Source organism: Streptococcus oriscaviae, from assembly GCF_018137985.1.
GTDB classification, from domain to species: Bacteria; Bacillota; Bacilli; order Lactobacillales; family Streptococcaceae; genus Streptococcus; species Streptococcus oriscaviae.
Window position 1 is genome coordinate 1,218,497 of the sequence record NZ_CP073084.1, and the last position, 26,325, is coordinate 1,244,821.

The window sequence follows — 26,325 nt, forward strand, 5'->3', positions numbered from 1 at the left end:
CCTGCCTACCCTCTAGCTGTAAAGGAAAAAGGATACTAGGTGACAACCACATCAAACGACTAAAGAATAGACTTATCCAGTTTTAGTATACCAAATTCATTCAGTCAGTCTGAATGACGCCTGTCACCGAAAGCAGATGACAAATGTCACTTTTTAGCGCACAGATAATACAAGAAAAACAGGCCTGAATCAAGCCTGTTTCGCTGTTAGAAGGGAAGTTCCTCCTCATCCAAGATTAAGTCCGCCAAATCTTCGCCGCTATTGTTTTCGCGCATGGCACGTTGGGCACGACTTTCTAGTAGCTGGAAGGATTGACCCAAAACCTCTGTCACATAATGGTTGCTGCCATCTTTTTCATATTTGCGGGTGCGTAGCTCACCATCAACAGACAGCAGGCTTCCCTTGCTGGCATAGGAAACGAGTGTTTCGGCCAACTTGCCCCAGAAAATAACATTGATGAAATCTGCTTCGCGCTCACCGTTTTCCGACTTGAACCGTCTGTTTACTGCAACGGTGACGCGACTCAAATTTTTTCCACTCTTGGTCTGGGTAAGTTCAGGTGTGGCTGTTAAGCGGCCAATAGCAATTACTTTATTGTACATTTTATATCCTCCTACTTGTTTATTCGTAGAACAATGTAAAAAATGGTACAATAATAAAAATAAATGTATCGGAGCAGTCCAATGAAGCGCAAGGGTCTATTACACCGTCTGCTGATAGTTGTCACGATAGCTATCGTAGGTATTTACTGCAATCACCAGATTCAACTTTTGCTTGAACAGCCGCTGCGGCACCCCCTAGGACAAACAGTCACTCTTAAAGACAAAAAAATGAATGTATTGGTCGAGGGAGAGGGTGAACAAACACTTGTATTCATGGCAGGTGGGGGAACCATCTCTCCCATACTCGATTTTCAGGCTCTTACTTCTCAGTTAAAAGCTCAGTTTAGAATTGTTGTGATTGAAAAATTTGGTTATGGATTTAGCGAGGATATTGATGAGCCGCGAGATATACAAACCATTGTAACAGATACTCGCTCAGCCTTAAAACAGTTGGGGATTCAGGGGCCGGTGATCCTCTGCCCCCATTCTTTATCCAGCCTGGAGGCACTTTATTGGGCGAATCACTACCCTAATGAAGTGGCTGCCATTATAGGCTTAGACATGGCATTTCCTGCCTCCTACCAAACAATGGATATAAACACTCCGCTGTTTCATTTCCTTGCAGTTGCATCTCATTTTGGAATTACGCGGTTTTTTCCCAATTTTGCCAACCAACCAGCCCTTACCCAATCCTATCTTTCCAAACAGGAAAAAGCGACCTATCAGGCCCTGTTACACTATCGTCCAATCTCAACCAATACACTAAATGAATTGGAAGAGCTCAAAGCAAATGCTGATACTGTGGCTAACATACCTACTCCCACTATTCCGATGACCTTATTCGTTTCAAACGGCGAAGGAACAGGTTTTTCACAGGCAGAATGGCTGGGTTACGCTCAACAATTCAGCAAGAAGGCAAGTAACATAGAGATTATACAATTAGATTGTCCTCACTATATCCATGATTATCTCCCTCAACAAATCGCAGAACAAATACAGGAATTTTTAATGCAGCATTAGCCTTTACAAAAGATTGCTCTACGATAAAAATCGAACGGACGCCCGTTCGATTCTTTTTCTATCCCTTCCAGTGTTTGGCTGGGTCAAAGGCTTCTCCGACCACTGCGGAATCATCTAGTTCGATAATGCCACGGACTTGTGGGGCGTTTGGCAGAGCCAATTCACGCGGACTGCACATCATACCAAAGCTGTCTTCACCACGCAGTTTCCCTGGGAAGATGAGGCTGCCGCTTGGCATCATTGCTCCCGGAAGAGCCGCAATGGTTTTCAGACCTTGGGCAGCATTTGGCGCACCAGCTACGATTTGTACCGTTTTGTCACCGACATTAACCTGACAGATATTGAGGTGGTCGCTATCTGGGTGGGGAACCAAGTCCACAATCTGACCAACGACAAACTTAGGAGCATTGTCATTGACCAAGACTTCTGCAAAACCTTCCTTACTCAGCTCAGCATTCAAGACCGCTACTTGCTCATCTGTCAAGAAAACCTGACCATTGCCAGCAATTTTAACCAAGGTTGATACTTCAAAAATATTCCACGCAACCGTCTGGCCTGTTTCCTCTAGGAAAACACGCGCCACCTGACCCTTGCGTTCAAACTGAACGGCTTGTTCCTTGTTCTCAGCTACAATGACCATGAGGACATCACCGACATGTTCCTTATTATATGTAAAAATCATTCTTCCAATCCTTCTAAAAAGTCTATTATTTCCTGTTTGGTTTTGCGGTTTTTGTCCACAAAACGACCGATTTCCTGCCCCTTTTCTAAAACAACCAGACTAGGAATCCCCAGAATTGTCCACTGCTCTGCCAGTGGCATAAAGTCGTCTCGATCCAACTGCACAAATAGCAGTTCTGGGAAGGCGGACTCAATTTCTGGCAGATAGGGCTTAAGGTAGTGACAATCCCCACACCAGTCTGTCACAAAGAGAAAGACCGTCCGTTGTTCTGACTGAATCAACTCTGCAATCTCCTCGTAGCTTTTAGGGAAGATCATCTCACTTCCTCCTCGTAAGCAATCACGCCACGATTATTTTCAAAAAGAAAGACCCGACCATCTTCCATTACGACGCCGCCTTTTAAAAAATTCTTGGTTGACTCTGCTTCCTGAATAAATACCGTAGCAATACTGCCCAAGTCCGCAAAAAACTCCCGCACCTGCTGCAAGGCCTGCGCTTTTTTTCGTTCTTCCTGGGTCTTCATATAAAACCGAGCACTAGCAGCGAGCACTCCCGCTCCCATCAAGCCCGCTAGCAGGGCTGTTTTCTTCTTATTCATACTCTTTATTTTACCACAAAGCCTCTCCTTGGCAAGTCATAAGATAGCCAAGGAGGACGAGACAGGATAAATCCATCCTTTTTTGTCAAAACATGGTAAAATATAGTCACTGAAAACTGCCCTTGAGCGGCAAACGTTCAAGGAAGCAAGAATACTTTATCTCAAGGAGAATAGCATGACCGATTCAATCCTATTTGAAAAAATTAAAGAAGTGACCCAGCTACAAGGCTTAGCTGGCTTTGAAGGCCCTGTCCGCGACCATCTTCGCAGCAAAATAAGTCCGCTGGTAGACCGAGTGGAAACTGACGGTTTGGGTGGCATCTTTGGTATTAGAGAGGCAGCTGAGCCAAACGCTCCCCGCATCATGGTTGCCGGTCATATGGATGAGGTCGGCTTCATGATTAGCCAAATCAAGCCCGACGGAACCTTCCGCGTGGTAGAGTTGGGTGGTTGGAATCCGCTGGTTGTATCCAGTCAAGCCTTTACCCTGCAATTGCAAGACGGCAGACAAATACCTGCCATCTCCGGTTCCCTACCTCCGCATCTTTCTCGGGGTAGCAATACTTCTGGCCTTCCTGCTATCGCTGACATCATCTTCGATGCTGGTTTTGCTACCTATGACGAAGCATGGGCTTTCGGTGTCCGCCCGGGAGATATTCTAGTTCCTAAAAACGAAACCATCCTCACTGCCAATGGAAAAAATGTCATTTCCAAGGCTTGGGACAACCGCTTCGGCGTTCTTATGGTCACTGAATTGTTAGAGAGCCTAGTTGGTCAGCCCCTTCCTAATCAACTGATTGCCGGCGCTAATGTTCAGGAAGAGGTCGGGCTGCGCGGCGCTCACGCGTCTACAACCAAGTTCAATCCTGATATTTTCTTGGCAGTAGATTGTTCACCGGCCGGTGACATTTTTGGAGAGCAAGGCAAGGTTGGTGGCGGAACCCTCCTACGCTTCTACGATCCAAGCCACATTCTCTTGAAAAACATGAAGGACTTCCTGCTGACAACTGCCGAAGAAGCTGGTGTTACATTCCAATACTACTGTGCAAAAGGCGGAACAGATGCAGGGGCTGCTCATCTGAAAAACCAAGGAATTCCATCAACGACCATCGGTGTCTGCGCTCGTTACATTCATTCCCACCAAACTCTTTATAGTATGGATGACTTCTTGGAAGCTCAGGCCTTCTTGCAAGCCATTGTCAAAAAACTAGACCGCTCAACGGTTGACCTCATCAAACAATACTAATGATTGAAAAAGGCATGGACATAACGGTCCTGCCTTTTATTGTTTACTGATTATATGCTTTCTAACAAAGGTAATAAAGTAAAGTGATCCTGTAACAAGGTATAGCTTTTTAGGGTTGCTCAAGTCCGCTTGGTCCAACCAGCTTTCAAAACTCTCTATCCGCGGATAGGCAGCTGGGTAATCCGCCAAATCTACTGCCCGAGGGTCGTCAAAACTGGTCACCGTCACCCTGCCACGCTGACTCAAAGAGGCCAACATGGTATCGATGGGCTTGGTGTTAATAGCGGCAAATAAGATGTTGACTTCTCGGTCTGAATACTGACGTTCCAAGAGCTGACAGAGAACGGCCACACTCTCGTTATTGTGCGCTCCATCCAACATAAGACTATCCCCGAACAATTCCATCCGTCCCGGCCAATGAGCTTGGGCCAACCCCTCTCGCATAGCCCTCTCATCCACTGCCGAAAACTGCTCCTGCAGCAGAAGAAGGGTCATCATGGCCAGACCTGCATTAGCTTGCTGATGACGGCCTAACATCTGAAGACGAAGCCCTTTCAAATGATGCCCTAGCCCTTCAAAATCAAAGCCATCAGCCACTTCTTTTACTGTAAAATCTCGTCCCAAAGCATAGCTTGGACTTCCCAACTCAGCAGCTTTTTCCTCAAAGACGGCTTCCACTTCTGCCAAGTCCGTTGCATAGACAAACGGTACCCCTTCTTTCAGAACAGCTACCTTATGGCGGGCAATAGCGGCGTGACTCTCTCCCAAAAAAGACTGATGATCCAAACCGATTGAAGGGCAGACGACTGCTAGGGGCTGCAGGACATTGGTTGCGTCTAAGAGACCGCCCATCCCAGCCTCCACCAATAAAATATCTACTTTTTGGTAGCGTGCCAAGTAGACAAACATCACCACTACTAGGATTTCAAATTCTGAAATGGCCTGCCCAGGTGCTTCTTCAACCAAAGGAAGCAAGTCCGTAACGATAGCTGCCAAAGCCTCTTTTGGAATCATTTCCTGCTGGCAGACAATCTGCTCCCGATAATCTAGGATGGAAGGCGAGGTGAACCGCCCAACCCGATAACCTGCCTTCATCAGCATGAATTGCAGGGCGTTTAAGGTGGAACCCTTACCATTGGTTCCCACAAAATGAACTGTCGGTACTTCTTTTTCAGGATTGCCCAACAAGTCCAACAAATACTGAACGCGGGCTACCCCTCCCTCCAAATCTGTTTGCGGTCGAGCCAATAGCCAGTCTAAGGCTTCTTGATAATTCATCGATTTCCCTTTCTCTTACATAAAAGAAGCAACAAAGGGATGAGTTGCTGCTTCTGTATTTATTTTCTAATTCCCAGCAATCTGCCAATCTCTGGAATAGCCTGCAACTGAGGCAAAACCAGCATCAGAACAACAATTTTCAACGGTACCTCAATAACAGCCTTGACAAGACGAGGCGCATAGAGGACCGCCAGAGGTGTACCAAAATGAAGGTGTAATACCAATGGCGTCAAGCCCAAAGAAATCACTACTTGCAGCAACAGGACTACTCCTGTCACATATAGCCAATCCTTCTTTTCCTTGACATCCAGCGGTTTCTTGTAGAAAAACCAACCGTTGATAAAGGCGGAAACTCCCTCAATCACCACAAAACCAAGCAGAAAACTCTGACCGCTCATTAAGACGAAGATTGGGTCTGCCACAACTGCGGCGAGCGTTCCCCAGACAGGCCCAGCAAGGGCACCGAGAAGGGCGTTGGGCAAAAAGGTAAACTGAAACTGAAGGGTCTCTGATACTCGAATGGACAATAGATTCTCCACAAGCATCACCAAAGCCAGAACCAGGGCAAGGGCAGCCAAAAGCTGCACCGTCAACTTAGGAATTTTCTTTCCCATATACAATCGCTCCTTATACTATGATTGGAGCTGTCGTTTTCGACAGCGGATGCAATGGTTTACCGCGCTTTCCGCTTCGTTGTGTAGCAACATCCCATCCACACACACTTAACGCAAACCATCTACTCTGTGCAACCTTTCGTTGCCTGTTTATTCTACCATAATTCCGTTGTTTTTACCAGATATTCTTTTTATCCGTCGAAGGATTTATTTTCCCCAGTTAGAAAAAAGGCTGCTAGGGACTTCCTAGTAGCCTTGTTTTTATTCTACATCATTCCCAAAGTGAGAACAGGGGTGTGCTGTTTATTTCAAGCGTTCTACATCACGGGCGATGACTAATTCTTCATCTGTTGGTATCACCAAGACCTTCACACGCGAATCCGATGTTGAGATGTCGCCCTCTGCACCGCGGACGTTCTTCTCTGGGTTGATTTCCATACCAAACCAAGACAAGCCCTTGACAACCGCTTCACGAACAAGAGTAGAGTTTTCACCGATACCTGCTGTGAAGACGAGGGCATCTGCACCATTTAGCACAGCAAAGTACTGTCCGATGAATTTTTGCAGACGATTAACCAGCATATTGAAGGCCAGTGTGCATTTTGGTTCGCCAGCCAGAAGGCCGTCTTCCACATCACGCATATCACTGGATACTTCCGCAATACCGAGGATACCTGACTGCTTGTTGAGAACGTTGATAACATCTGCCGCATCTTTGAGCTCTGGGTCGTGCTCGATCAAATAAGGGATAATCGCTGGGTCAATGTCACCTGAACGAGTGCCCATCATTGGTCCTGCAAGCGGTGTGAAGCCCATAGAAGTATCGACTGACTTGCCCCCATCCACAGCGGTAATCGAAATGCCATTTCCAATATGGGCAGTGATAACCTTAACTTCTTCCAGTGGCTTATTGAGCAGCTTAGCCGCTTCGCGAGAAACATAATAATGGGATGTTCCATGAGCACCGTATTTGCGCACTTGGTAATCTGTGTAGTACTTGTTAGCAATCGGATAGCGGTAAGCAACCTCTGGCATGGTTGTGTGGAAGGCAGTATCAAAAACAGCCACACTAGTTACTTCAGGCAAGATATTCTTGAAGGCACGGATACCAGCAGCGTTAGCTGGATTGTGAAGCGGAGCCAAAGCAGACAATTCTTCAATCTGCGCCAATACCTGATCATCAATTACAACTGAATCTTTGAAGATTTCACCACCGGCAACCACTCGGTGACCAACACCAGTAATTTCTGAAAAATCCGAGATAATCCCATGCTTGGTCAAATCTTCCAGCAAGATGGTCACTGCTTGAACATGGTCTGCAATATCCAGAGTCTGAGTTGCTTTTTCTTCACCAAACTTAACGGTTACGATTGAATCTTTCAAGCCGATTCGCTCGATAATTCCTTTTGCAAGAACTGTTTCCTCTGGCATTTGATAAAGCTGCCATTTCAAGCTCGAGCTTCCTGCGTTGATGGCTATTGTTTTTGACATAATTTCCCCCTTTAAAGCGTTTTCTAAGACAGTATATCAAATTTTCCCTGAAAATGCATTAGCCTTGTTTCCATTTTTTGAATTTAGCTGTAAAATCCTGCATTGCTTGGGCATCCTGCAAATCCTGTAAGGGATAGACAAACGGCATTTGCTGTTGAACCGTTTTCTTTTGCAGGACGAAAATCGACTTGGCCATGGATTGGGCTCCAAACAAATTGCTCGGCAAGGCAATCATTGCAACGATACTGGCTTCTGCTTGTAACCAGCTCTTTAACAGGTCGCTCTGCGGACTGGTCAATAAATCATTTGGAGCAAGAAAAATGGCGTACCCACCTTGTTGCAAATACTTGAGCGATTGCTCCATCAGTAGATGATGGGCGTAGGTCTTTTCCTCGCTGCTAGCCACCTTGTAGCGGCTGGCAATGCTGTCATCTGGGTAGTAACCAATCGGTAGGTCACTGAGAATAAGATCACTTTCTTTCAGAATTTGTGGGCGAACCGCATCTCCTTGTGCAAAACTAATTTCAGCCTTCATCACGTCCGCGATACTAGCCGACAAATCAATCAAGAGGTCATCCACTTCAATCCCCAAATAATCCAGCTTCTTCTGACTATGGTTGAGAATGGTCTGGGCCAAATTGCCTGTTCCAGAACCAATTTCAAGTACGGTTATATTTTCTTTTTCAAGCAAATGATCCAAAAGAAAGGTCAGAATAAAACCGATACTATCGGGTGTAAACTGGTGATTGTATTGAAGGGGCTCTGTTTGATTGAGCTTGATAAATAGGAACTGAAAACTGCGCCGCCATTCTTCCTTGGTTAACTTCAACTTCTTCAAGGTCTGATTGTTCTGTTCAATCACTTGATGATCATGGACAGCCGACAAATAGGCTGCATTTTGTTCAATCAAGGCATCGTAGCCATTGGTCACAAGCAAGTTCTGGATGGTCTGCACATTTTCTAATAAAAGGCCATAGGCCTGTTCGATCTTTTCAAAATTCATATCCTTATCATAACAAAAATCCCTAGAATTTACTAGGGATTGAGTGAATGAGAAAAGGAATCTAAAAAACGCGGCTAGTCACGAGTTTGAGGACGGTAAAAGCGATAAGAAAAAGTATGCCCATCAGAGAGCTGAACGTCGATGTCGACCTGACTTCCCTGCATGCGGTAGTGTACCAAACCTTCCGTGAAACCTTGCTCGCCTTCCTTGGGTATCTCCAAAAGATTCGCAGCCGATTCCTGCTTCTGCAAAGATGGGCTGGTCGTCTGAAACGCTTGTTTGTCCGCTGCCGCTTGCTTGGCCCAGTCACGATCTAGCTGATCCATGGTTAGATCTGCCATCAAATACGCTTTCGTTCCCTCTTTTTGAGCGAAGAAACTTCTGCTTTCAGCGAGTTGGCGATTGATATAAAATTGTAAGAACAGACTAAAAATAGCCAACATCAAGAGGGCATAGAGCAAGACCCCCGCCCTAACTCGCTTCTGTAAAATCATAAAGAAATGTCCTCCGCTTGCCGTTCTGAAAGGTCAAATCGATGCGCACCAATCCATCCGACTGGCTGATTTGAACAGACTGAAGATGGTAGAGCATGGGCTGGTAACCCTGACCCTTGTCATTGGTCTTTCTAAAATCATCTCCCTTAGACTTGCCAAAAGCAAGTAGCTGACCATCCTTATCCACATAGATTCGATTATTTTCTACCTTTAGGAGCGACACCCCATCAAACTCCGTCCGTAGCTGCTCCGCAAATACCAACCAGTCCCTATCCACACTGCTTGTCTGATGGCGAACTTCTTGACTGACCAACTTGGTCAAACCATCAAACACCAAGAAACTGCCAGAGAGGACGAGTAAGGCCAACAAGCATTCCATCAGGGTAAACGCTGCCACCCTAGTCTTTTTCAACATAAAGAACCTCTCTTCCCTCATGCATGACGCGAATGGAATCCTGCGAGCGCTCAATAACCACCGTCACCCCATTCAAACTGAGGGTATCCTGCTTGGTCTGAACAGCCATTTTTGCAAGATGGAGAACTTCCTGTTGTATCAGTTCTTCCGCCTCCTGCTGACGCCCCTGATCAATGGCAGTTAAGAATAGGCTGCTGATTGTGACCAGTATAGCCAGTGCTACCAAACTTTCCAATAAAATATACGCCTTATTCTTCTGTTTTTTTATAGCGACCACTCCCCAAGTATAATTGATACCGCACTGTTTTTTGCTCCGTTTGAAAGACTAACTTGGCCAGAGAAGAATTCCCTCCCTCCTGATTGAACACCAGACTCTTTTCTTCAACAAGATGAATGGATGTTGGCACCTCCAATCGGTGGTAGCCGTTGGATAATTCTTCCTCCCGTAACTCTAAGACAACCGTCTGCTGGCTGGCCGCAGCCAGCTTTTGACTATCCCTAAAGAGGTGCTCAAATTCCCAAAAGAAGAGGGTCTCCTCCACTGCCTGAAAAGCTGATTGAACAGAGCCAGCCAACTGAACAGCTAAGAAACTTACCACAAAGAGAACCAGCAGACTCTCTAGCAGAGTAAAACCCCTACGGGTTGACCGTGCGAGCCTTGTCAGTATGTTTTGCATAATATTCATTGTAGGTCTGCGATTGCTCCGCTGTGATTGCTCCATTTTCTACCAGTTTTGATAGGGTCGCATCTCCGCCGTGACTTAATTCGTAGAGCTCGGCCTGGCTCTCCACCACCTTGACCACGGCTGCCCCGCCTGTATCCTTGACCGCATCCTTTTGCTTGCTCAGGTTGGGCACAAAGAGTAGCAAGAGAATGGAAATGATCACCAAGGTAAATAACATTTCCACTAAAGTAAATGCTTTTGTTTTTATCTTCATCAATTTTTTCATTTTAAATCTCCATATTTTGGTAAATCGGCAGCAACATGGCTGCGTAAATCAAGACAATCATCAGAGCCACAAAGAGGAAAACCAGAGGCTGAATCAGCTGCATGGCGCGGTTGATTTTGCTGAAAAATTCCTCCCAGCACTCGTCCGCATAGAGGGACAACTCCGCCCCCAGCTTGGACTTGACCTGGCCGTATTCGATGATGAGGCTGAGCTCCCTGCGAAAGAAGGGATAGCTTAAAATCTGGTCGCAAAAACTTTGCCCCCTGGTCAAGGTCTGGCCCAAGTCCCGGCCAATTTCCTGAAAGAGAGCGGATGGTTGCTCCTGCATGATGGTCACAATCTGCCCCAGCTCCAAGCCCTGACCAATCAAACTTCCCCACTCACGCGCATAATAGGCTGTCAGATAAATCTTGACAAAGTTCCCAAGGAAGGGCAGCCTGGATAGGACACGGACCACCTTGATTTTGCTGGTTTTACGCACCCAGATCAGACCCAGCAAGCTGAGACAGGCCATGAGCAAGAGGCCCCCTAGGAAAAGCTGTGGAAAATGGTTGACTAGAGTGGTGGCGAGATTGCCCTCCTCCAACTGGGGCAGGAGGTAGTTTTTCAAGCCCAGCATAATGGTCATGAGAAAAGCCAGCAGGATGATGGGATAGGTAGCCACCTCAATCAATTTCTTGCGGACCTGGGCCATCTTGGCCAGATAATCCTCGATATGCTGTAAACTGAGGGCTGTGTTGCCGTGAATTTCGGCTAGAGAGACCTGAGTCACCACCGTATCCGAAAAGGATAAATCCGATAGCAGGTCCGAAAAAGCTTTGCCGGCCGTCAGGCCTTGCCGCAAAAGGGAAATGTAACTTTCTGCCAAGAGCTGGCTGCGCTGGAGGAAATCAACAATTTCTGCGAGATGGAAGCCGCTGGCAAAGAGGTTGTTAAAGAGCTGGATGACCTTACGCTGGCCTAAAATCGATAATTTTTTCGGTCTGCGCCTGCCGAGCATCGATATGTCCGTCTGCAAGAAGCTGATCAATCTGCTCATTCCACTTGTGGTTGGAGTGCTCTTGGTAGTCCCTGTTTGCATAATCGACAATCCCCCTTCCCTTAATCAATCGCTGGTAGGCAATGCCTTGGAGGGCATTTTTCAGCTCTTCCTCACGAATACCCAGCTCCAAGAGGCGGGCATAGACCCCTGAGATGGACTTGGCGTGGACGGTTGAGAAGACCGTGGCCCCCGTCAGGCTAGCCCGAATGACCGCCCTTGCGGTCTCTTGGTCACGGATTTCCCCGATAATGAGCAGGTCAGGCCGGTGCCGCAGGGATAGCTTGATCAAATTGTCATAGGTTGCCCCAATGGCTTCATTGAGCTGGAGCTGGAGCATATCGTCCTGCTTGATTTCCACAGGATCCTCGATAGTCAGTACTTGTTGCTTGGGAAATTTCAGCCTGGCAAGGTGATACATGAGGGTGGTTTTGCCAGAGCCGACTGGGCCCGAAAAAAGGTAGAGCCCTCGTCCCTTGATTTCTTGAGAAACCTCCTCTAAGGCGTTGAACCAGTAGCGGAGGTCGTGAACGCCCTCATACAAGAAGCGGATGACCAAACTTTCCTTATTGCGGTAATCACCCACGGTTGAGAGTCGCAGGGAAATGGTGCCCTTGCCATAATCGTAATCGCAGGAGCCCTGTTGACTGCGGCGCTTTTCTCCGACATTCATGCCCGCCATAAACTTAAAATGGCTAATCAGGGCTGCAAATTCTGCTTCATCATATTCTCCGACAAAGACCCGCTCATCATCATAGCGCTCGTACAACTCATAGGATTGGGCACGAGGAACCAGATAGAGGTCTGTCACATATTTGTCTACCGCATCTGCGATGATACTTTTTGCTAATTCTTGAACCATAAAGCCTCCTTACCTAGTTTATTCGCAACTGCCTTTGCATTTGGAAAAAATTTCTGCTAAAATGAGAAAAAGTTTTGGAGGTTTCCTATGAAAAAACTAAAAAAAGGGGACCACATCCGTGTGATCAGCCCATCCCTATCTATCCAAGCTATCGGTGGTTTCAATGCCAATGTGAGCGCCAAAGAGAAATTAGAAGAACTTGGCTTTGACGTTTCCTTTTCCAGTAACTATTTCGAACATGACCTCTTTGATTCTGCCAGCATTGCCAGCCGGGTAGAAGACTTGCACGAGGCCTTTGCAGACCCGTCTGTTGATGCCATCCTAACAACGATTGGCGGTGTTAATTGCAACGAATTACTTCCTTATCTGGACTACGACCTCATCGCTCAAAACCCTAAGATTTTCTGTGGTTACTCGGATACGACAGCCCTGCTCAATGCCATCTATGCCAAAACGGGTATGAAAACTTATATGGGCCCATCCTATTCTAGTTTTAAGATGGAAGCCGGACAAGACTACCAAACTGAAGCCTGGCTCAAGGCTGTGACACAAGATTCCTATGAACTGACGCCTAGTTCAGAATGGTCTAGCGATGCTTGGTACCTACCCGACGCCCCTCGCACTTTCTACCCAACTGAGTGGAAGGTCTACAATCCGGGCCAGGCCTCTGGTATTGCTATAGGCGGAAACATCTCAACACTCAATCTGCTGACAGGGACGGAATTTGCTCCCAAACCGGACAAGTACATTCTGTTTTTGGAGGAGGCAGAAGACGACGATTATCTGATTATCGCTCGCCACTTGACTGCTCTCCTCCAAGCCTACCCAAATCCACAGGCTGTCGTCTTAGGGCGTTTTCCGAAGGAAACCAAGATGACCGAGGAAATCTTGCTGGCGATTTTGGACAAGCACCCCCTTCTCAAAACCATTCCTGTCCTCTATGATGTCGACTTTGCCCATACCCAGCCTCTTTTTACCATTACAATCGGCAGTCAGGTTAGCTTGGATAGCCATGACATGAGTCTCCACTTTAAGACAGCAAAAAGCTCGGACTAACCGAGCTTTTTTTGATGATTATGCTTGTTTTTGCTTGAACTGGCATGGCCTAACCCGTTTACCTGCCGATTTCTTCCGGAAGGCAGGAGGTAGACTTTCTCCACACTCTATCAGCATCAACGAATGATAGTATTGCAGATACTCGTCGCACTCTTCACACCAGTGAAGATCCTTGGGGTTCCAAAAAGTGGTCATCAGGCCATTTTTACTTCGCTTTTCAGGAAGACGTTCGGATAGAAGCACCCATTCTTTTTGATAATAACTAAGAGCTTCATCGTAGTTCTGGAACACTTGACTCGCTATCACATCTTCTTCCCAGCTAGCATCCAAGAACCACCATGGTTCACAGTCGCCATATAATTTTACTACTCGATACATACTGTCACACTTCCTTCTTCTGGTTTTATTATAGCGGATTCCTTTTCATTTAGAAAAAAATCAGCTTGAAAGTTTCTTCACTATCCCAAATTCCGAATGTTTGGCAGGATATCGACAAAAAAAGCCCATCTCTTGCGAGATGGACTTACTGATTATTAGTCCGTTACCAATTCTTCTGCAACTTCTTCTGCTACAATGTCTTCGATAATTTCGACTTCATTGACAGCCTGTGGTTCAAGGTTGCGGTAGCGAGCCATACCAGTACCGGCTGGGATGATCTTACCGATGATGACATTCTCTTTGAGACCGAGAAGGTGATCTTTCTTACCACGGATAGCTGCATCCGTCAAGACGCGAGTTGTTTCCTGGAAGGAAGCTGCTGACAAGAAGGAGTTGGTTTCAAGGGAAGCCTTGGTGATACCCATGAGGACTGGACGAGCAGTTGCTGGAATTCCTCCTGCGATAACCACTTCAGCATTGGCATCTGTAAAGTCAGTGATGTCCATAAGAGTTCCCATAAGAAGGTCTGTATCTCCTGGATCCATGACACGAACTTTACGAAGCATTTGACGCACCATTACCTCGATGTGCTTGTCGCCGATTTCTACCCCTTGGCTACGGTAAACCTTTTGCACTTCAGAAAGAAGGTAGGTTTCCACAGACAAGACGTCGCGTACTTCAAGCAGGCGTTTTGGCTGGATAGACCCCTCTGTCAGGGCTGCTCCACGCGCCACTTGGTCACCAACATCAACCTTCATGCGGGCTGTAAATGGCACCACATATTCGCCTTCACCAGTCTTGCCTTTGACAAAGACTTTCTTGGTGCGGGTTGCTGCATCTTCTTTGATAGCTGTGACTTCACCCTTGACCTCTGTGATGACCGCTTCCCCTTTCGGATTACGGGCTTCAAAGATTTCTTGGACACGAGGAAGACCCTGAGTGATGTCGCTGTTTGAGGCTACACCACCCGTGTGGAAGGTACGCATGGTCAGCTGGGTACCAGGCTCACCGATGGATTGGGCAGCGATTGTACCGACTGCTTCACCCACTTCAACCGCATCACCTGTTGCCAAGTTGATACCGTAACAGTGACGGCAGACACCGTGACGAGTGTTACATGTAAATACGCTACGGATGGTTACTTGTTTCACACCAGCGTTGACAATTTCACGAGCAATATCTTCGGTAATCAGCTGATTTGGACCGATGATAACCGCACCAGTTTCAGGATGCTTAACGGTCTTCTTGGTGTAACGACCTTGCAGACGCTCTTCCAATGGCTCGATCATCTCTTTGCCATCGGTGATAGAGGTGATGTCCAAACCACGGTCAGTACCACAGTCGTCCTCACGAATAATGACATCTTGGGCCACGTCAACCAAACGACGAGTCAAGTAACCTGAGTCGGCCGTCTTCAAGGCCGTATCCGTCATACCCTTACGGGCACCGTGAGTAGAGAAGAACATCTCGAGTACGGAGAGACCTTCGCGGAAGTTAGACAGGATTGGCAATTCCATGATTCGTCCGTTCGGAGCAGACATGAGTCCACGCATACCGGCCAACTGGGAGAAGTTGGATATGTTACCACGGGCACCAGAGTCCATCATCATAACGATTGGGTTCTTCGGATCCTGTTTTTCAACCAGGCGTTTTTCCAATTTTTCCTTGGCAGAACGCCATTCGTCAGTCACCGCTGCATAACGCTCATCTTCTGTGATCATACCGCGGCGGAATTGTTTCTTGATTTGCTCTACACGTTCATGAGATTCTTCAATGATTTCTGCCTTGTTGTCGATAACTGGGATATCGGCAATCCCCACTGTCAAACCAGCAAGGGTGGAGTGATAGTAACCCAGGTCTTTAAGACGGTCAAGCAGGGCTGAGGTTTCTGTTGTACGGAAACGCTTGAAGATTTCAGCGATGATGTTTCCAAGATTTTTCTTCTTGAACGGTTGGTTGAGTGGCAATGCTACAATGGCAGCCTTGATGTCTGAACCTGGTTCCAAGAAGTATTTGTCTGGCGTTCCATCTGTCAAGTTGGCATTGTTTGGCTCTTGCAAGTAAGGAAGCCCTTCTGGCATAATCGCGTTGAACAAGATTTTTCCGACAGTGGTCATCATAATCTTGTGCTTTTGATTGTCCTTCCAAGGTTTGTCAAGACTGTCCGTTGCGATACCAACACGGGTATGCAAGTGAACATAGCCATTGCGGTAAGCCATGACAGCCTCATCCGCATCCTTGAAGACCATGCCTTCGCCTTCACGGCCGGCATCTTCCATGGTCAAGTAGTAGTTCCCCAAGACCATATCCTGAGATGGGGTTACAACTGGTTTACCATCTTTCGGGTTAAGGATGTGCTCAGCAGCCAGCATGAGGATACGAGCTTCTGCCTGCGCTTCTTCTGACAATGGAACGTGAATCGCCATCTGGTCACCGTCAAAGTCGGCGTTGTAGGCTTCACAGACCAATGGGTGGAGGCGAAGAGCCTTACCATCAATCAGGACTGGTTCAAAGGCCTGAATACCCAAACGGTGGAGGGTCGGTGCGCGGTTGAGGAGCACAGGGTGTTCTTTGATGACTTCTTCTAGAATATCCCAAATACGGTCGTCGCCACGCTCAATCAAGCGTTTGGCAGCTTTCATGTTACCAGCGATTTCGCGGGCAACGATTTCGCGCATGACAAAGGGTTTGAAGAGCTCGATGGCCATTTCACGTGGCACACCACATTGGTACATCTTGAGAGTTGGACCAACGGCGATAACGGAACGACCTGAGAAGTCAACACGCTTACCGAGCAAGTTTTGGCGGAAACGCCCCTGCTTCCCTTTCAGCATGTGGCTGAGGGATTTAAGGGGACGGCTACCTGGTCCTGTGATTGGACGACCACGGCGACCGTTATCAATCAAAGCATCCACCGCTTCTTGGAGCATCCGTTTTTCGTTTTGCACGATGATGCCTGGCGCATTGAGTTCCAAGAGGCGGGCCAAACGGTTGTTCCGGTTGATAACACGGCGGTAGAGTTCATTCAGGTCAGAGGCAGCAAAGCGGCCACCATCCAACTGGACCATCGGACGCAAATCCGGTGGAATAACAGGTAGGATATTGAGAATCATCCATTCTGGCTTGTTGCCTGATTTTTGGAAGGCGTCCAAGACATCCAGACGGCGAACTGCCTTGATCCGTTTTTGACCAGTTGCAGTCTTCAACTCTTCCTTGAGAGCTGCGATTTCAGTTGGAAGATCCACTTGTTTGAGCAAGTCTTGGATAGCTTCTGCCCCCATCTTAGCGACAAAAGAACCATGGCCATACTCGCGCAGGCGCTCACGATATTCACGCTCTGTCATAATAGACTTGTGCTCAAGCGGAGTATCCTTTGGATCAATGACCACATAGGCAGCGAAGTAGATGACTTCCTCAAGCGCCCGTGGGCTCATATCCAAGGTCAAGCCCATGCGGCTTGGAATCCCTTTGAAATACCAGATATGTGAAATAGGTGCCTTCAACTCGATGTGACCCATCCGCTCACGGCGAACTTTAGCCCGAGTCACTTCTACACCACAGCGGTCACAAACAATTCCCTTATAGCGAATCCGTTTGTACTTCCCACATGAACACTCCCAGTCCTTGGTTGGACCAAAGATGACTTCATCAAAGAGTCCGTCGCGCTCTGGCTTGAGTGTCCGATAGTTGATTGTTTCAGGTTTTTTAACTTCACCATAGGACCATGAACGGACCTTGTTCGGTGAAGCTAACGTGATTTGCATACTTTTAAAACGATTTACGTCAACCACTAATTATCCCTTTCTTTCTTTGTGAGAGGCTGGAAATCCACACCTCAATTTCTTGATTAACACAGCACATCTGATGTCCTCTGGTTTCAGGGAGAGGCCCCTCGCTTTTCTTTTTAAGCTCAGGCCATTATTTCTCCCAGCCACCATCTGAAAACCTCGTCGGCTTCAAATCAGACTACTCTTTGCCCTCAGCTTCTTCAGCTGCGAAGGCTGCTGCAGCGTCCGCTGCGGCTTTTGCACGTGCTTTTTCAAGGTCATCTACGTGGATGATGTCATCATCTTCACCTTCATCAAGGTCACGCAATTCCACTTCTTTGTCATCTTCATCAAGGACCCGCATATCCAAACCAAGGGACTGCAACTCTTTGACAAGAACGCGGAAGGATTCTGGAACACCTGGTTTAGGAATTGGCTTGCCTTTGGTGATGGCTTCATAGGCCTTGAGACGGCCTGTCACATCATCTGACTTGTAGGTCAAGATTTCTTGAAGGACATTTGAAGCACCGTAGGCTTCAAGGGCCCAAACCTCCATCTCACCGAAACGTTGTCCACCAAACTGAGCCTTACCTCCGAGTGGCTGCTGAGTAACCAGTGAGTATGGTCCGACTGAACGCGCGTGGAGCTTGTCATCCACCATGTGGTGAAGCTTGATCATATACATGACACCGACAGATACGCGGTTGTCAAATGGCTCACCGGTACGTCCATCATAGAGAACGGTCTTGGCATCTGAGTCCATGCCTGCTTCTTTGACAGTTGACCAAAGGTCTTCTGAGCTTGCACCATCGAAAACTGGTGTTGCAATGTGGATGCCCAGATTACGAGCAGCCATACCCAAGTGAAGTTCCATAACCTGACCGATGTTCATACGAGATGGTACCCCCAGTGGGTTGAGCATGATGTCAACAGGAGTTCCGTCAGGTAGGTATGGCATGTCTTCCACAGGAACGATACGGGAAACGACACCCTTGTTACCGTGACGACCGGCCATCTTATCACCGACCTTGATCTTGCGTTTTTGGGCAATGTAGACACGGACCAGCATGTTAACGCCAGATTGCAATTCATCACCGTTGGCACGGGTAAAGATCTTCACATCACGAACGACACCATCGGCACCGTGTGGTACACGAAGAGAAGTATCACGGACTTCACGTGACTTGTCACCGAAGATGGCGTGCAAGAGGCGCTCTTCTGCAGACAGGTCTTTTTCACCTTTCGGTGTCACCTTACCAACCAGGATATCGCCTTCTTTTACTTCGGCACCGATGCGGATAATACCCATTTCATCCAACTGGCGAAGGGCATCCTCACCAACGTTTGGAATTTCGCGGGTGATTTCTTCAGGGCCCAACTTGGTATCGCGGGTTTCGGATTCATATTCTTCCAAGTGAACAGAGGTGTAGACATCATCTTTCACCAGACGTTCACTCATAATAACCGCGTCCTCGAAGTTGTACCCTTCCCAAGTCATGTAGGCAACGATAGGGTTTTGACCAAGGGCCATTTCCCCTTTTTCCATGGAAGGTCCATCGGCGATAAAGTCGCCTTTTTCAACCACATCGCCCACTTTTACAAGGGTACGTTGGTTGTAAGCCGTTCCTGAGTTGGAACGACGGAATTTAGAAATTTTGTAAATATCCAAGGAACCATCTTCGCGGCGTACTTCAACCTTGTCCGCATCCGCATAGGTTACTTTTCCATCATGTTGGGCAATAATGGCCGCACCTGAGTCATGGGCAGCCTGGTATTCCATACCAGTACCAACTAGCGGAGCCTTAGGATCAATCAATGGAACGGCCTGACGCTGCATGTTGGCACCCATGAGGGCACGGTTGGAGTCATCGTTTTCCAAGAAAGGAATACAAGCTGTCGCCACCGCAACTACCTGCTTAGGTGAAACATCCATGAAATCCGCTGATTCAGCTGGGAATTCTTGGTTGTTACCCTGATGACGACCCATGACAATCTTATCAACGAAACGGTTGTTTTCATCAAGTGGTGATGTCGATTGAGCTACAATGTAAGCATCTTCTTCATCGGCTGTCAACCAAACGATTTCGTTCGTAACTGTACCAGTTGCACGGTCAATCTTGCGGTAAGGCGTTTGGATGAAGCCATATTTGTTGAGGTGTCCGTAAGAAGACAAGTTGTTGATCAAACCGATGTTTGGTCCTTCAGGCGTTTCAATCGGACACATACGGCCATAGTGGGTGTAGTGTACGTCACGCACCTCGTAACCAGCACGGTCACGAGTCAAACCACCAGGCCCCAAGGCTGACAAACGGCGCTTGTGAGACAACTCAGAAAGCGGGTTGTGTTGGTCCATGAACTGGGACAACTGGGATGAACCAAAGAATTCTTTGATGGCAGCGGTGACTGGACGAATGTTGATGATTTGTTGCGGCGTCAAGACCTCGTTGTCTTGAACAGACATACGCTCGCGCAGGTTCCGCTCCATACGGGTCAAACCGATACGGACTTGGTTGGCCAAAAGTTCGCCGACCGCACGGATACGACGGTTCCCCAAGTGGTCAATATCATCTACACGACCAAGACCCTCAGCTAGGTTGAGGAAGTAACTCATCTCCGCCAAAATATCTGCCGGTGTGACTGTACGCACATTTTCAGCTGGGTTGGCATTACCAATCACGGTCACAACTCGGTCTGGATCTTTCGGTGCCACAATCTTGAATTTTTGCAACAAGACTGGCTCCACCAAAACAGCTGCATCATTTGGAATGTACTCTACTAAGTTGAGCTGATCAAATTGCTCGTCGATTTTTTCCAACACATCTCTATTCAAGAGTGTTCCTGCTTCCAAGACGATTTCGCCGGTTTCACCATTGATGACATGCTCTGCCAAGGTTTGGTTGAGAAGGCGAGTCCGCAAGCTGAGTTTTTTGTTAATCTTATAGCGACCAACAGGGGCCAAATCGTAACGACGTGGGTCAAAGAAACGCGCGGTCAGAAGGCTGCGAGAGCTTTCTGCAGTTTTTGGTTCACCTGGACGCAGGCGCTCATAGATTTCTTTGAGGGCTTCGTCTGTACGAGAATCTGCTGGATTCTTGTGGATGTCTTTTTCGACGGTGTTGCGAACCAATTCGCTGTCACCAAAAATATCAAAAATTTCATCATCCCCTGAGAAACCAAGGGCACGCACCAAGGTCGTAAATGGAATCTTACGCGTACGGTCGATACGGGTATAGGCGATGTCTTTTGAGTCTGTTTCCAACTCCAACCAAGCACCACGGTTTGGGATAACGGTTGAACCGTAACCAACCTTACCATTCTTATCTACCTTGTCATTGAAGTAGACACCTGGTGAGCGCACCAACTGAGAAACGATGATACGTTCTGCACCGTTGATGATAAAGGTACCCATTTCCGTCATAATTGGAAATTCACCGAAGAAGACTTCCTGAGTCTTGATTTCGCCGGTTTCCTTATTGATCAAACGGAAGGTCACAAAGATTGGTGCCGAATAGTTGGCATCGTGCGCACGCGCCTCTTCCAATGTATACTTTGGCTCCTTCAGCTCATAGCCCACAAATTCCAATTCCATGGTTTCTGTAAAGTTTGAGACCGGAAGTACATCTTCAAAAACTTCCTTCAAACCATGGTCTAAAAAATCTTGGAATGAATCCGTTTGGATTTCAATCAAATTTGGTAAATCAAGAACTTCCTTAATTCTTGAAAAACTACGACGTGTACGGTGCTTGCCGTACTGAACTTCATGTCCTGCCAAAAGTTTTCTCCTTTTTATCAGTTCTAAGACCTCGCCTCAAGAATTTCTCCTAAAACAAGAATCTGTTCACACCTTGTCTTGGTCGTAAAACCAAGTACAAGCGAGCGCTCGGATGAAGGACCATCCGATTACAATAGTCAATAGCTGACCAATACTTCATCCCTTTTCTGAATATTTAGAAATTTTAAGAATACATGACAAATCTTAAAATTTCGTCAAATAGACACAAAAAGAGCAGCTAAATCTTCCTTGTAAAAGTATGATTTAACTGCTGCAAGCCTTAGTTTGGACAATATTTCAAACAAGGCACACGACAAATAGTTTCAGTTAGTATAGCATAATTTCCGAACTTTTTCAAGCCTAATCATTTGAATTCTCAGAAGATGCCCCCGTGTTTTCCGAAGAGGATGTATTGGTACTATTCTGGTTTGTCGAGTTGTTATCATTTGGGGTCTGACTAGGGGTCTGTCCTGTTCCGAACAAACTATTCCACGCCTGTGCATAATCGCTATCCGTTCCACCCACCATGAATTTATAGGTCGTTACAGGAGCGCCGTTTTTAGCCCAATAACTAGTCGTCATGGCACCTGAAACCTGAACTTGACGCCCATTGACTTGGACTGTTCCTGGTTTTTGACCAGTTGAAGCAACAACTGATGAAGCGATAACGCTACTATCTAGCTCAAAACGCCCTTCAAACATACTTGGGTTGATCCGATAGAGAGCATCAACGATGTGAGCCACATACTGGGAATTATTGTGATAACCTGTCCAGACATACATCTGGGAGTTATCATCATTCCCGGCCCAAGTTCCTAACGTTACTTTAGGAGAAGCCAGCATTAACCAAACATCATTAACATCATTACTGGTTCCGGTTTTCCCTACAAAGTCAACACCCGTCGCTTGTGGGTTTAGGCCTCCCAACCTGCTACGGAAGGTCGTCGTAAAGCCAGAATTCACCACCTGTCTCAGCAACTGAGTCATGATGCTTGAAGTTGCTTTGGAGTAAACCTGTACCGGTTTCACCTCATGCTGGTAAACAACGGTTCCATCTGGTGCAGTGATTTTTTCAACGATGTAATGCTTGTGGTAAACACCACCGCTTACCAAAGCCTGGTAGGCATTGGTGTTGGTCAACACAGAAATTTCTACCCCGCCACCCAAAGGCACACTTTCAATATCGTACAGAGGAATATGATAATTCATCTTATCCATATAAGCCTTGGCGTCCACACCTGCGTTACGCAACATCTTATAGGTCCAGAAGGCTGGGATATTCACCGATTGGTCAATCGCCGTCTGCAAATTCATCATTCCCGTACCACGACTGGTTCCGTACATAATCGGCGCCCCAGAAGAAAAGTTGGTTGGGTAGTTGGACAGGATACTTGCTGAACCAATCAAGCCCTGATCCATTGCAATCCCATAGGCCAAGAGAGGTTTAATCGTTGACGCTGGTGAGCGCTCCGTATCAAAGGCGTGGTTGTTTTGGTTAGAAGCATAGTCACGACCGCCGATGAACCCTAAAATCGCACCTGTGGTATTATCAATAAGGACACTACCCGTTTCAACATAGGTATTGCCGCTATCTAAAACATGGCCATAATTGGCTACAACCGACTGCATGGTTTCGTAAATGCCTTTATCCACCGTGCTGAAAACCGTGTAGCCCCCTTGACTCAATTCTTTTTTGGCCAACTCTGTATAGGCTTCCTTTGTCGCATCATTCTTGAGGTCGTTCTCAGATACCTGGTCACGTTTCACCAAGTACTGATACATAGCCTGTTCAGCTTCTTCCATTACCTCATAATAAAGATAGTCTTTTGTATCACCGGTCACTGGATTTGGAGCAATAAAATCCTGTTTGATGTCATAAGCCTTATAGGTTTCATAATCTGCCTGACTGAGATAACCTGCGCGGTACATATTATAGAGCACATCTTTTTGGCGCTCAATACCAAAGGCCATGTCCTCGTCTGCCTTAAAACTGCCGTCCGAATGGTAGGGTGAGTAGACAATCGGACTTTGAGGCAAGCCTGCTATGAAGGCTGCCTGAGGAACGGTCAGATCCTTGGCTGGCCGTCCAAAAATTCCCTGAGCAGCTTCTTCTGCCCCAGCAATGTTACGACCTTGGTTATTTCGACCAAAAGGCGACACATTGAGATAGGTCGTTAAAATCTCTTCCTTGCTCATCACTCGTTCAAGAGCCAGCGCCGATACAATCTCATTGGCCTTCCGCGTAAAGGTTGGCGCATCTCCTACAATCTGCTGCTTAATCAACTGCTGAGTCAGAGTAGAACCACCACTGGATGAACCCAAACCGATAGAACCGAGCGCAGCACGAATAACCGCCTTTGGCACCACTCCGTTATGGCTTTCAAAGGTTTCATCCTCTGTTGCAATCACCGCCTGTTTGAGATAATCTGAAATCGCAGTTCCTTCAACCGGCGTCCGCAACAAATCCGAGTTAATCTCAGAAATCAGACTGCCATTTGAGTAAACCACCTTGGAAATACGGCTGACTTCTGATACTTCTTGAACCAACTGAGTCGTATCTGGAACAGTAACATTATCAAACAAGCTACCAACATAACCCAAACCAACCCCTATTCCAAACAAAGCGACCAGGAAAATCAGTACCCCCGCAAAATCCAACAATAGTTTAAAGGTTCGCAAAACAATTCCACCAATTTCCTTTGGAGAAAGGGGAAAGGTTTCTTTTTCTTCGTTTTTTGCTACCTTGTTTTCTTCTTTAGACGTCATAATTAACTCCTTATCCTTTTATTATACCAAAAATTCTTTATTTTCCACAATTTCGTGATATAATAGGGGGTAAAATTTAAAATTGAACTTGGGCACCACACCTGCAGAAAACGGTTTGTTTCCTATTCTTGTATTGATTTGCTTACTGTGCACTCAGACTGTCGCCTGGAGCCATTCGTTTTGTTGGAGTGGTCAATGCCCAAGTATCTTACCCAAAAGGAGAAAGCCTCATGAACATTTTTGAAGAACTCAAAGCCCGCGGCTTGGTCTTTCAAACGACAGACGAAGAAGCCCTCGTAAAAGCCCTGACAGAAGGAGTGGTTTCTTATTATTCAGGCTATGATCCAACAGCAGACAGTCTTCATTTAGGACATTTGGTTCCAATCCTCGTCATGCGCCACCTGCAACTGGCTGGACACAAGCCTTACGCTCTTGTTGGCGGAGCAACTGGACTCATCGGCGACCCTTCCTTCAAAGATGCGGAGCGCAGCCTTCAAACCAAAGACACCGTAGATGGTTGGGTGACAAAAATCCAAGGCCAACTCTCCCGTTTCTTGGACTTTGAAAATGGTGACAATAAGGCCCAGATGGTCAACAACTACGACTGGTTCTCAGGGATCAGCTTTATCGACTTCTTGCGCGATGTTGGAAAATACTTCACCGTCAACTACATGATGAGTAAGGAATCTGTCAAAAAACGGATTGAAACAGGGATTTCCTATACCGAGTTTGCCTACCAGATTATGCAGGGCTACGATTTCTATGAGCTCAACGACAAGCATAATGTAACCTTGCAAATCGGTGGTTCTGATCAATGGGGCAATATGACTGCGGGTACGGAATTGCTGCGCCGCAAGGCTGACAAGACCGGTCACGTCATGACCGTTCCCCTCATCACCGACTCAACCGGCAAGAAATTTGGCAAATCCGAAGGCAATGCCGTTTGGTTGGATGCGGACAAGACCTCACCCTACGAAATGTACCAATTCTGGCTCAATGTCATGGACGATGATGCCGTTCGTTTCCTGAAAATCTTCACCTTCTTGTCACTGGATGAAATTGCAGAAATTGAGGAAAAATTTGATGCAGCACGCCATGAGCGCTTGGCTCAGAAGATTTTGGCCAAGGAAGTGGTGACTCTGGTTCACGGTGAAGAAGCTTATCACCAAGCCCTCAACATCACCGAGCAACTCTTTGCCGGAAACATCAAAAACCTGTCCGCAACAGAGCTCAAACAGGGACTCAGCAATGTGCCAAACTATGCTGTTCAAGCTACTGATGACAGAAATATCGTTGAGCTGCTGGTTGCTTCAGGCGTTGTCAATTCCAAACGCCAAGCCAGAGAGGATGTTCAAAACGGAGCCATCTATGTCAATGGCGAACGCGTACAAGACCTGGATTACAACCTATCCGACAGCGACAAGATTGACGGTGAGTTGACCGTTATCCGCCGCGGTAAAAAGAAATACTTTGTCTTGACCTATTAAACACAAAAGGAGCTGAACCGATGGTTCAGCCCTTTTCTTAATCCGCTGTGCGGTAGTAAAAACTTTCTTTTTCGCTTATCCCGTATAAGGTCTGGCCTATCCAGATGCGATCTCGTTGATGGTCTGAAACATCCGCAAAAGACTGACCTGTTGAGGGGTCTGTAAAAGTCGCTAGCGCTTGACCAGCTGGAATAAATTCTATCTGAGCCCCGCCAGAATGAAGTCCCAGCAGATACCCTTTGACAGTTCCCTGACTCCCAGCTTCTGCATCAATTTCGAGTGTTTGTTTTTCCCCAACTAAGCCTCTGTCGCTAAAGACCAACTGGTCTCCCGACTGATTGACCCAGCTGCCTTCAACCGACCGGAAGTTGCCGCCCTTAATTTCAGCAGCTATGATAGTATTACTTGCAGCCGTCTGAGGAGTAGATGAGGCTGGCGAAGTCGCCACCGCCTCAGTCGTCATCGTTTCTTGAACATCCTCTTGGCTAACCTCTGTCGCAAGAGTTTCCGTTGTACTCACTAAACTAGAACTTGCTGGCGTACCTGACGTACTCTTGGCCTGAGTCGCTTCTTGCTTGCTTCCGCCAAATAACCATAGAGCTCCTAAAAGAAGGAGGAAACCACTGAAAATTCCACCTAAAAAAATTACCCCTATTCTCGCCTTTGCCCTGTTTCTTCCCTGCATTGTTCATCTCCTTTTTTTCTTCTCATTTACTTATTCGTAAATTAGCTAGGATTATTATATCACAAATGTTACAAAAGTGTTACAAATTTGTAACATTCCGTTCTTTCACTATCCAATCC

Annotated in this window: 24 protein-coding genes and 1 riboswitch; of the genes, 4 read left to right on the forward strand and 20 right to left on the reverse strand. The window is 46.9% G+C overall.

Translation table 11 applies throughout. The features are described from left to right. Positions 1 to 206: 206 nt before the first annotated feature. A complete protein-coding gene (locus tag INT76_RS06150; RefSeq protein ID WP_212569649.1) occupies positions 207 to 602 on the reverse strand; it encodes a single-stranded DNA-binding protein in 396 nt (131 codons plus the stop codon). A gap of 81 nt (positions 603 to 683) precedes the next feature. On the opposite strand from INT76_RS06150, the gene INT76_RS06155 reads away from it, so the two are divergent. Then, the gene (locus INT76_RS06155) at positions 684 to 1,622 is read left to right on the forward strand and encodes an alpha/beta fold hydrolase (protein ID WP_212569650.1); all 939 of its coding nucleotides are present in this window, start codon (positions 684 to 686) and stop codon (positions 1,620 to 1,622) included. A gap of 58 nt (positions 1,623 to 1,680) precedes the next feature. Here INT76_RS06155 and ytpR read toward each other — a convergent pair whose 3' ends face one another. The 3 genes from ytpR to INT76_RS06170 are packed head-to-tail and all read right to left on the reverse strand — an operon-like array spanning position 1,681 to position 2,902. Next, on the reverse strand, positions 1,681 to 2,304 hold the full coding sequence (ytpR, locus tag INT76_RS06160) for a YtpR family tRNA-binding protein (RefSeq protein WP_212569651.1): 624 nt from the start codon (positions 2,302 to 2,304) through the stop codon (positions 1,681 to 1,683). Continuing rightward, complete coding sequence (locus tag INT76_RS06165) at positions 2,301 to 2,621, reverse strand: thioredoxin family protein (RefSeq protein ID WP_212569652.1); 321 nt, start codon at positions 2,619 to 2,621, stop codon at positions 2,301 to 2,303. The genes ytpR and INT76_RS06165 overlap by 4 nt, the downstream gene beginning before the upstream one ends. Next, on the reverse strand, positions 2,618 to 2,902 hold the full coding sequence (locus tag INT76_RS06170; RefSeq protein ID WP_212569653.1) for a DUF4651 domain-containing protein: 285 nt from the start codon (positions 2,900 to 2,902) through the stop codon (positions 2,618 to 2,620). The genes INT76_RS06165 and INT76_RS06170 overlap by 4 nt, the downstream gene beginning before the upstream one ends. 175 nt (positions 2,903 to 3,077) lie before the next feature. Between INT76_RS06170 and pepA the strand changes: the two genes are divergently transcribed. Further along, positions 3,078 to 4,148 (forward strand): glutamyl aminopeptidase, encoded by a 1,071-nt coding sequence (gene pepA, locus INT76_RS06175; RefSeq protein WP_212569654.1) that lies wholly within the window; start codon positions 3,078 to 3,080, stop codon positions 4,146 to 4,148. A gap of 36 nt (positions 4,149 to 4,184) precedes the next feature. On the opposite strand, the gene INT76_RS06180 is transcribed toward pepA, so the two are convergent. The 11 genes from INT76_RS06180 to comGA form a co-directional block, all read right to left on the reverse strand. Beyond that, positions 4,185 to 5,426: a bifunctional folylpolyglutamate synthase/dihydrofolate synthase gene (locus INT76_RS06180; RefSeq protein WP_212569655.1), complete on the reverse strand. Its 1,242-nt coding sequence runs from the start codon at positions 5,424 to 5,426 to the stop codon at positions 4,185 to 4,187. A gap of 59 nt (positions 5,427 to 5,485) precedes the next feature. Beyond that, positions 5,486 to 6,040 (reverse strand): folate family ECF transporter S component, encoded by a 555-nt coding sequence (locus INT76_RS06185; protein WP_212569656.1) that lies wholly within the window; start codon positions 6,038 to 6,040, stop codon positions 5,486 to 5,488. 41 nt (positions 6,041 to 6,081) lie between these two features. Then, positions 6,082 to 6,172, reverse strand: a riboswitch (THF riboswitch). A 171-nt stretch (positions 6,173 to 6,343) separates the two neighbouring features. Further along, the gene (locus tag INT76_RS06190; RefSeq protein WP_212569657.1) at positions 6,344 to 7,531 is read right to left on the reverse strand and encodes an acetate kinase; all 1,188 of its coding nucleotides are present in this window, start codon (positions 7,529 to 7,531) and stop codon (positions 6,344 to 6,346) included. 58 nt (positions 7,532 to 7,589) lie between these two features. After that, positions 7,590 to 8,534 carry a class I SAM-dependent methyltransferase gene (locus INT76_RS06195; RefSeq protein ID WP_212569658.1) on the reverse strand — a complete coding sequence of 315 codons (945 nt, stop codon included), beginning with the start codon at positions 8,532 to 8,534 and terminating at the stop codon, positions 7,590 to 7,592. Positions 8,535 to 8,608: 74 nt separating this feature from the next. Beyond that, the gene (gene comGG / locus INT76_RS06200) at positions 8,609 to 9,028 is read right to left on the reverse strand and encodes a competence type IV pilus minor pilin ComGG (RefSeq protein ID WP_212569659.1); all 420 of its coding nucleotides are present in this window, start codon (positions 9,026 to 9,028) and stop codon (positions 8,609 to 8,611) included. Continuing rightward, a complete protein-coding gene (gene comGF / locus INT76_RS06205; protein WP_212573034.1) occupies positions 9,006 to 9,440 on the reverse strand; it encodes a competence type IV pilus minor pilin ComGF in 435 nt (144 codons plus the stop codon). The genes comGG and comGF overlap by 23 nt, the downstream gene beginning before the upstream one ends. Further along, positions 9,427 to 9,720, reverse strand: coding sequence for a competence type IV pilus minor pilin ComGE (comGE, locus tag INT76_RS06210; protein ID WP_212569660.1), 294 nt, complete (start codon positions 9,718 to 9,720; stop codon positions 9,427 to 9,429). Before comGE ends, comGF begins: the two co-directional genes overlap by 14 nt. After that, positions 9,692 to 10,120, reverse strand: a complete 429-nt coding sequence (comGD, locus tag INT76_RS06215; RefSeq protein ID WP_212573035.1) for a competence type IV pilus minor pilin ComGD — start codon at positions 10,118 to 10,120, stop codon at positions 9,692 to 9,694. Before comGD ends, comGE begins: the two co-directional genes overlap by 29 nt. After that, the gene (gene comGC, locus INT76_RS06220) at positions 10,080 to 10,394 is read right to left on the reverse strand and encodes a competence type IV pilus major pilin ComGC (RefSeq protein ID WP_212569661.1); all 315 of its coding nucleotides are present in this window, start codon (positions 10,392 to 10,394) and stop codon (positions 10,080 to 10,082) included. The genes comGD and comGC overlap by 41 nt, the downstream gene beginning before the upstream one ends. 1 nt (position 10,395) lies before the next feature. Further along, positions 10,396 to 11,433 (reverse strand): competence type IV pilus assembly protein ComGB, encoded by a 1,038-nt coding sequence (comGB, locus tag INT76_RS06225; protein WP_282960473.1) that lies wholly within the window; start codon positions 11,431 to 11,433, stop codon positions 10,396 to 10,398. Further along, entirely contained in the window at positions 11,345 to 12,295 is a 951-nt protein-coding gene (gene comGA / locus INT76_RS06230; protein WP_212569662.1) for a competence type IV pilus ATPase ComGA, read from the reverse strand. Before comGA ends, comGB begins: the two co-directional genes overlap by 89 nt. 87 nt (positions 12,296 to 12,382) lie before the next feature. Here comGA and INT76_RS06235 point away from each other — a divergent pair, with 87 nt between their 5' ends. Next, the gene (locus INT76_RS06235; protein ID WP_212569663.1) at positions 12,383 to 13,351 is read left to right on the forward strand and encodes a S66 family peptidase; all 969 of its coding nucleotides are present in this window, start codon (positions 12,383 to 12,385) and stop codon (positions 13,349 to 13,351) included. Between the two features lie 18 nt (positions 13,352 to 13,369). Here INT76_RS06235 and INT76_RS06240 read toward each other — a convergent pair whose 3' ends face one another. From INT76_RS06240 to pbp1b, 4 genes are all read right to left on the reverse strand, one after another. Further along, positions 13,370 to 13,729: a DUF1033 family protein gene (locus INT76_RS06240; RefSeq protein ID WP_212569664.1), complete on the reverse strand. Its 360-nt coding sequence runs from the start codon at positions 13,727 to 13,729 to the stop codon at positions 13,370 to 13,372. A gap of 155 nt (positions 13,730 to 13,884) precedes the next feature. After that, positions 13,885 to 17,520 carry a DNA-directed RNA polymerase subunit beta' gene (gene rpoC, locus INT76_RS06245; protein ID WP_212569665.1) on the reverse strand — a complete coding sequence of 1,212 codons (3,636 nt, stop codon included), beginning with the start codon at positions 17,518 to 17,520 and terminating at the stop codon, positions 13,885 to 13,887. 175 nt (positions 17,521 to 17,695) lie between these two features. Further along, positions 17,696 to 21,268: a DNA-directed RNA polymerase subunit beta gene (rpoB, locus tag INT76_RS06250; RefSeq protein ID WP_212569666.1), complete on the reverse strand. Its 3,573-nt coding sequence runs from the start codon at positions 21,266 to 21,268 to the stop codon at positions 17,696 to 17,698. 360 nt (positions 21,269 to 21,628) lie between these two features. Further along, positions 21,629 to 24,034, reverse strand: coding sequence for a penicillin-binding protein PBP1B (gene pbp1b, locus INT76_RS06255; RefSeq protein ID WP_212569667.1), 2,406 nt, complete (start codon positions 24,032 to 24,034; stop codon positions 21,629 to 21,631). Between the two features lie 230 nt (positions 24,035 to 24,264). On the opposite strand from pbp1b, the gene tyrS reads away from it, so the two are divergent. After that, positions 24,265 to 25,521, forward strand: coding sequence for a tyrosine--tRNA ligase (gene tyrS, locus INT76_RS06260; RefSeq protein WP_212569668.1), 1,257 nt, complete (start codon positions 24,265 to 24,267; stop codon positions 25,519 to 25,521). Between the two features lie 37 nt (positions 25,522 to 25,558). On the opposite strand, the gene INT76_RS06265 is transcribed toward tyrS, so the two are convergent. Next, a complete protein-coding gene (locus INT76_RS06265) occupies positions 25,559 to 26,206 on the reverse strand; it encodes a DUF6287 domain-containing protein (protein ID WP_212569669.1) in 648 nt (215 codons plus the stop codon). Positions 26,207 to 26,325: the final 119 nt, after the last annotated feature.

Coding starts and splice junctions, on each gene's coding strand:
- ytpR (WP_212569651.1), bottom strand. CDS start 2,304: ATGATTTTTACATATAATAAGGAACATGTCGGTGATGTCCTCATGGTC.
- INT76_RS06235 (WP_212569663.1), top strand. CDS start 12,383: ATGAAAAAACTAAAAAAAGGGGACCACATCCGTGTGATCAGCCCATCC.
- INT76_RS06180 (WP_212569655.1), bottom strand. CDS start 5,426: ATGAATTATCAAGAAGCCTTAGACTGGCTATTGGCTCGACCGCAAACA.
- INT76_RS06265 (WP_212569669.1), bottom strand. CDS start 26,206: ATGCAGGGAAGAAACAGGGCAAAGGCGAGAATAGGGGTAATTTTTTTA.
- INT76_RS06190 (WP_212569657.1), bottom strand. CDS start 7,531: ATGTCAAAAACAATAGCCATCAACGCAGGAAGCTCGAGCTTGAAATGG.
- comGD (WP_212573035.1), bottom strand. CDS start 10,120: ATGCAAAACATACTGACAAGGCTCGCACGGTCAACCCGTAGGGGTTTT.
- INT76_RS06185 (WP_212569656.1), bottom strand. CDS start 6,040: ATGGGAAAGAAAATTCCTAAGTTGACGGTGCAGCTTTTGGCTGCCCTT.
- INT76_RS06170 (WP_212569653.1), bottom strand. CDS start 2,902: ATGAATAAGAAGAAAACAGCCCTGCTAGCGGGCTTGATGGGAGCGGGA.
- comGB (WP_282960473.1), bottom strand. CDS start 11,433: ATGAGCAGATTGATCAGCTTCTTGCAGACGGACATATCGATGCTCGGC.
- INT76_RS06240 (WP_212569664.1), bottom strand. CDS start 13,729: ATGTATCGAGTAGTAAAATTATATGGCGACTGTGAACCATGGTGGTTC.
- comGC (WP_212569661.1), bottom strand. CDS start 10,394: ATGAAAAAATTGATGAAGATAAAAACAAAAGCATTTACTTTAGTGGAA.
- INT76_RS06150 (WP_212569649.1), bottom strand. CDS start 602: ATGTACAATAAAGTAATTGCTATTGGCCGCTTAACAGCCACACCTGAA.
- comGA (WP_212569662.1), bottom strand. CDS start 12,295: ATGGTTCAAGAATTAGCAAAAAGTATCATCGCAGATGCGGTAGACAAA.
- INT76_RS06195 (WP_212569658.1), bottom strand. CDS start 8,534: ATGAATTTTGAAAAGATCGAACAGGCCTATGGCCTTTTATTAGAAAAT.
- INT76_RS06155 (WP_212569650.1), top strand. CDS start 684: ATGAAGCGCAAGGGTCTATTACACCGTCTGCTGATAGTTGTCACGATA.
- INT76_RS06165 (WP_212569652.1), bottom strand. CDS start 2,621: ATGATCTTCCCTAAAAGCTACGAGGAGATTGCAGAGTTGATTCAGTCA.
- pbp1b (WP_212569667.1), bottom strand. CDS start 24,034: ATGACGTCTAAAGAAGAAAACAAGGTAGCAAAAAACGAAGAAAAAGAA.
- comGG (WP_212569659.1), bottom strand. CDS start 9,028: ATGATTTTACAGAAGCGAGTTAGGGCGGGGGTCTTGCTCTATGCCCTC.
- pepA (WP_212569654.1), top strand. CDS start 3,078: ATGACCGATTCAATCCTATTTGAAAAAATTAAAGAAGTGACCCAGCTA.
- tyrS (WP_212569668.1), top strand. CDS start 24,265: ATGAACATTTTTGAAGAACTCAAAGCCCGCGGCTTGGTCTTTCAAACG.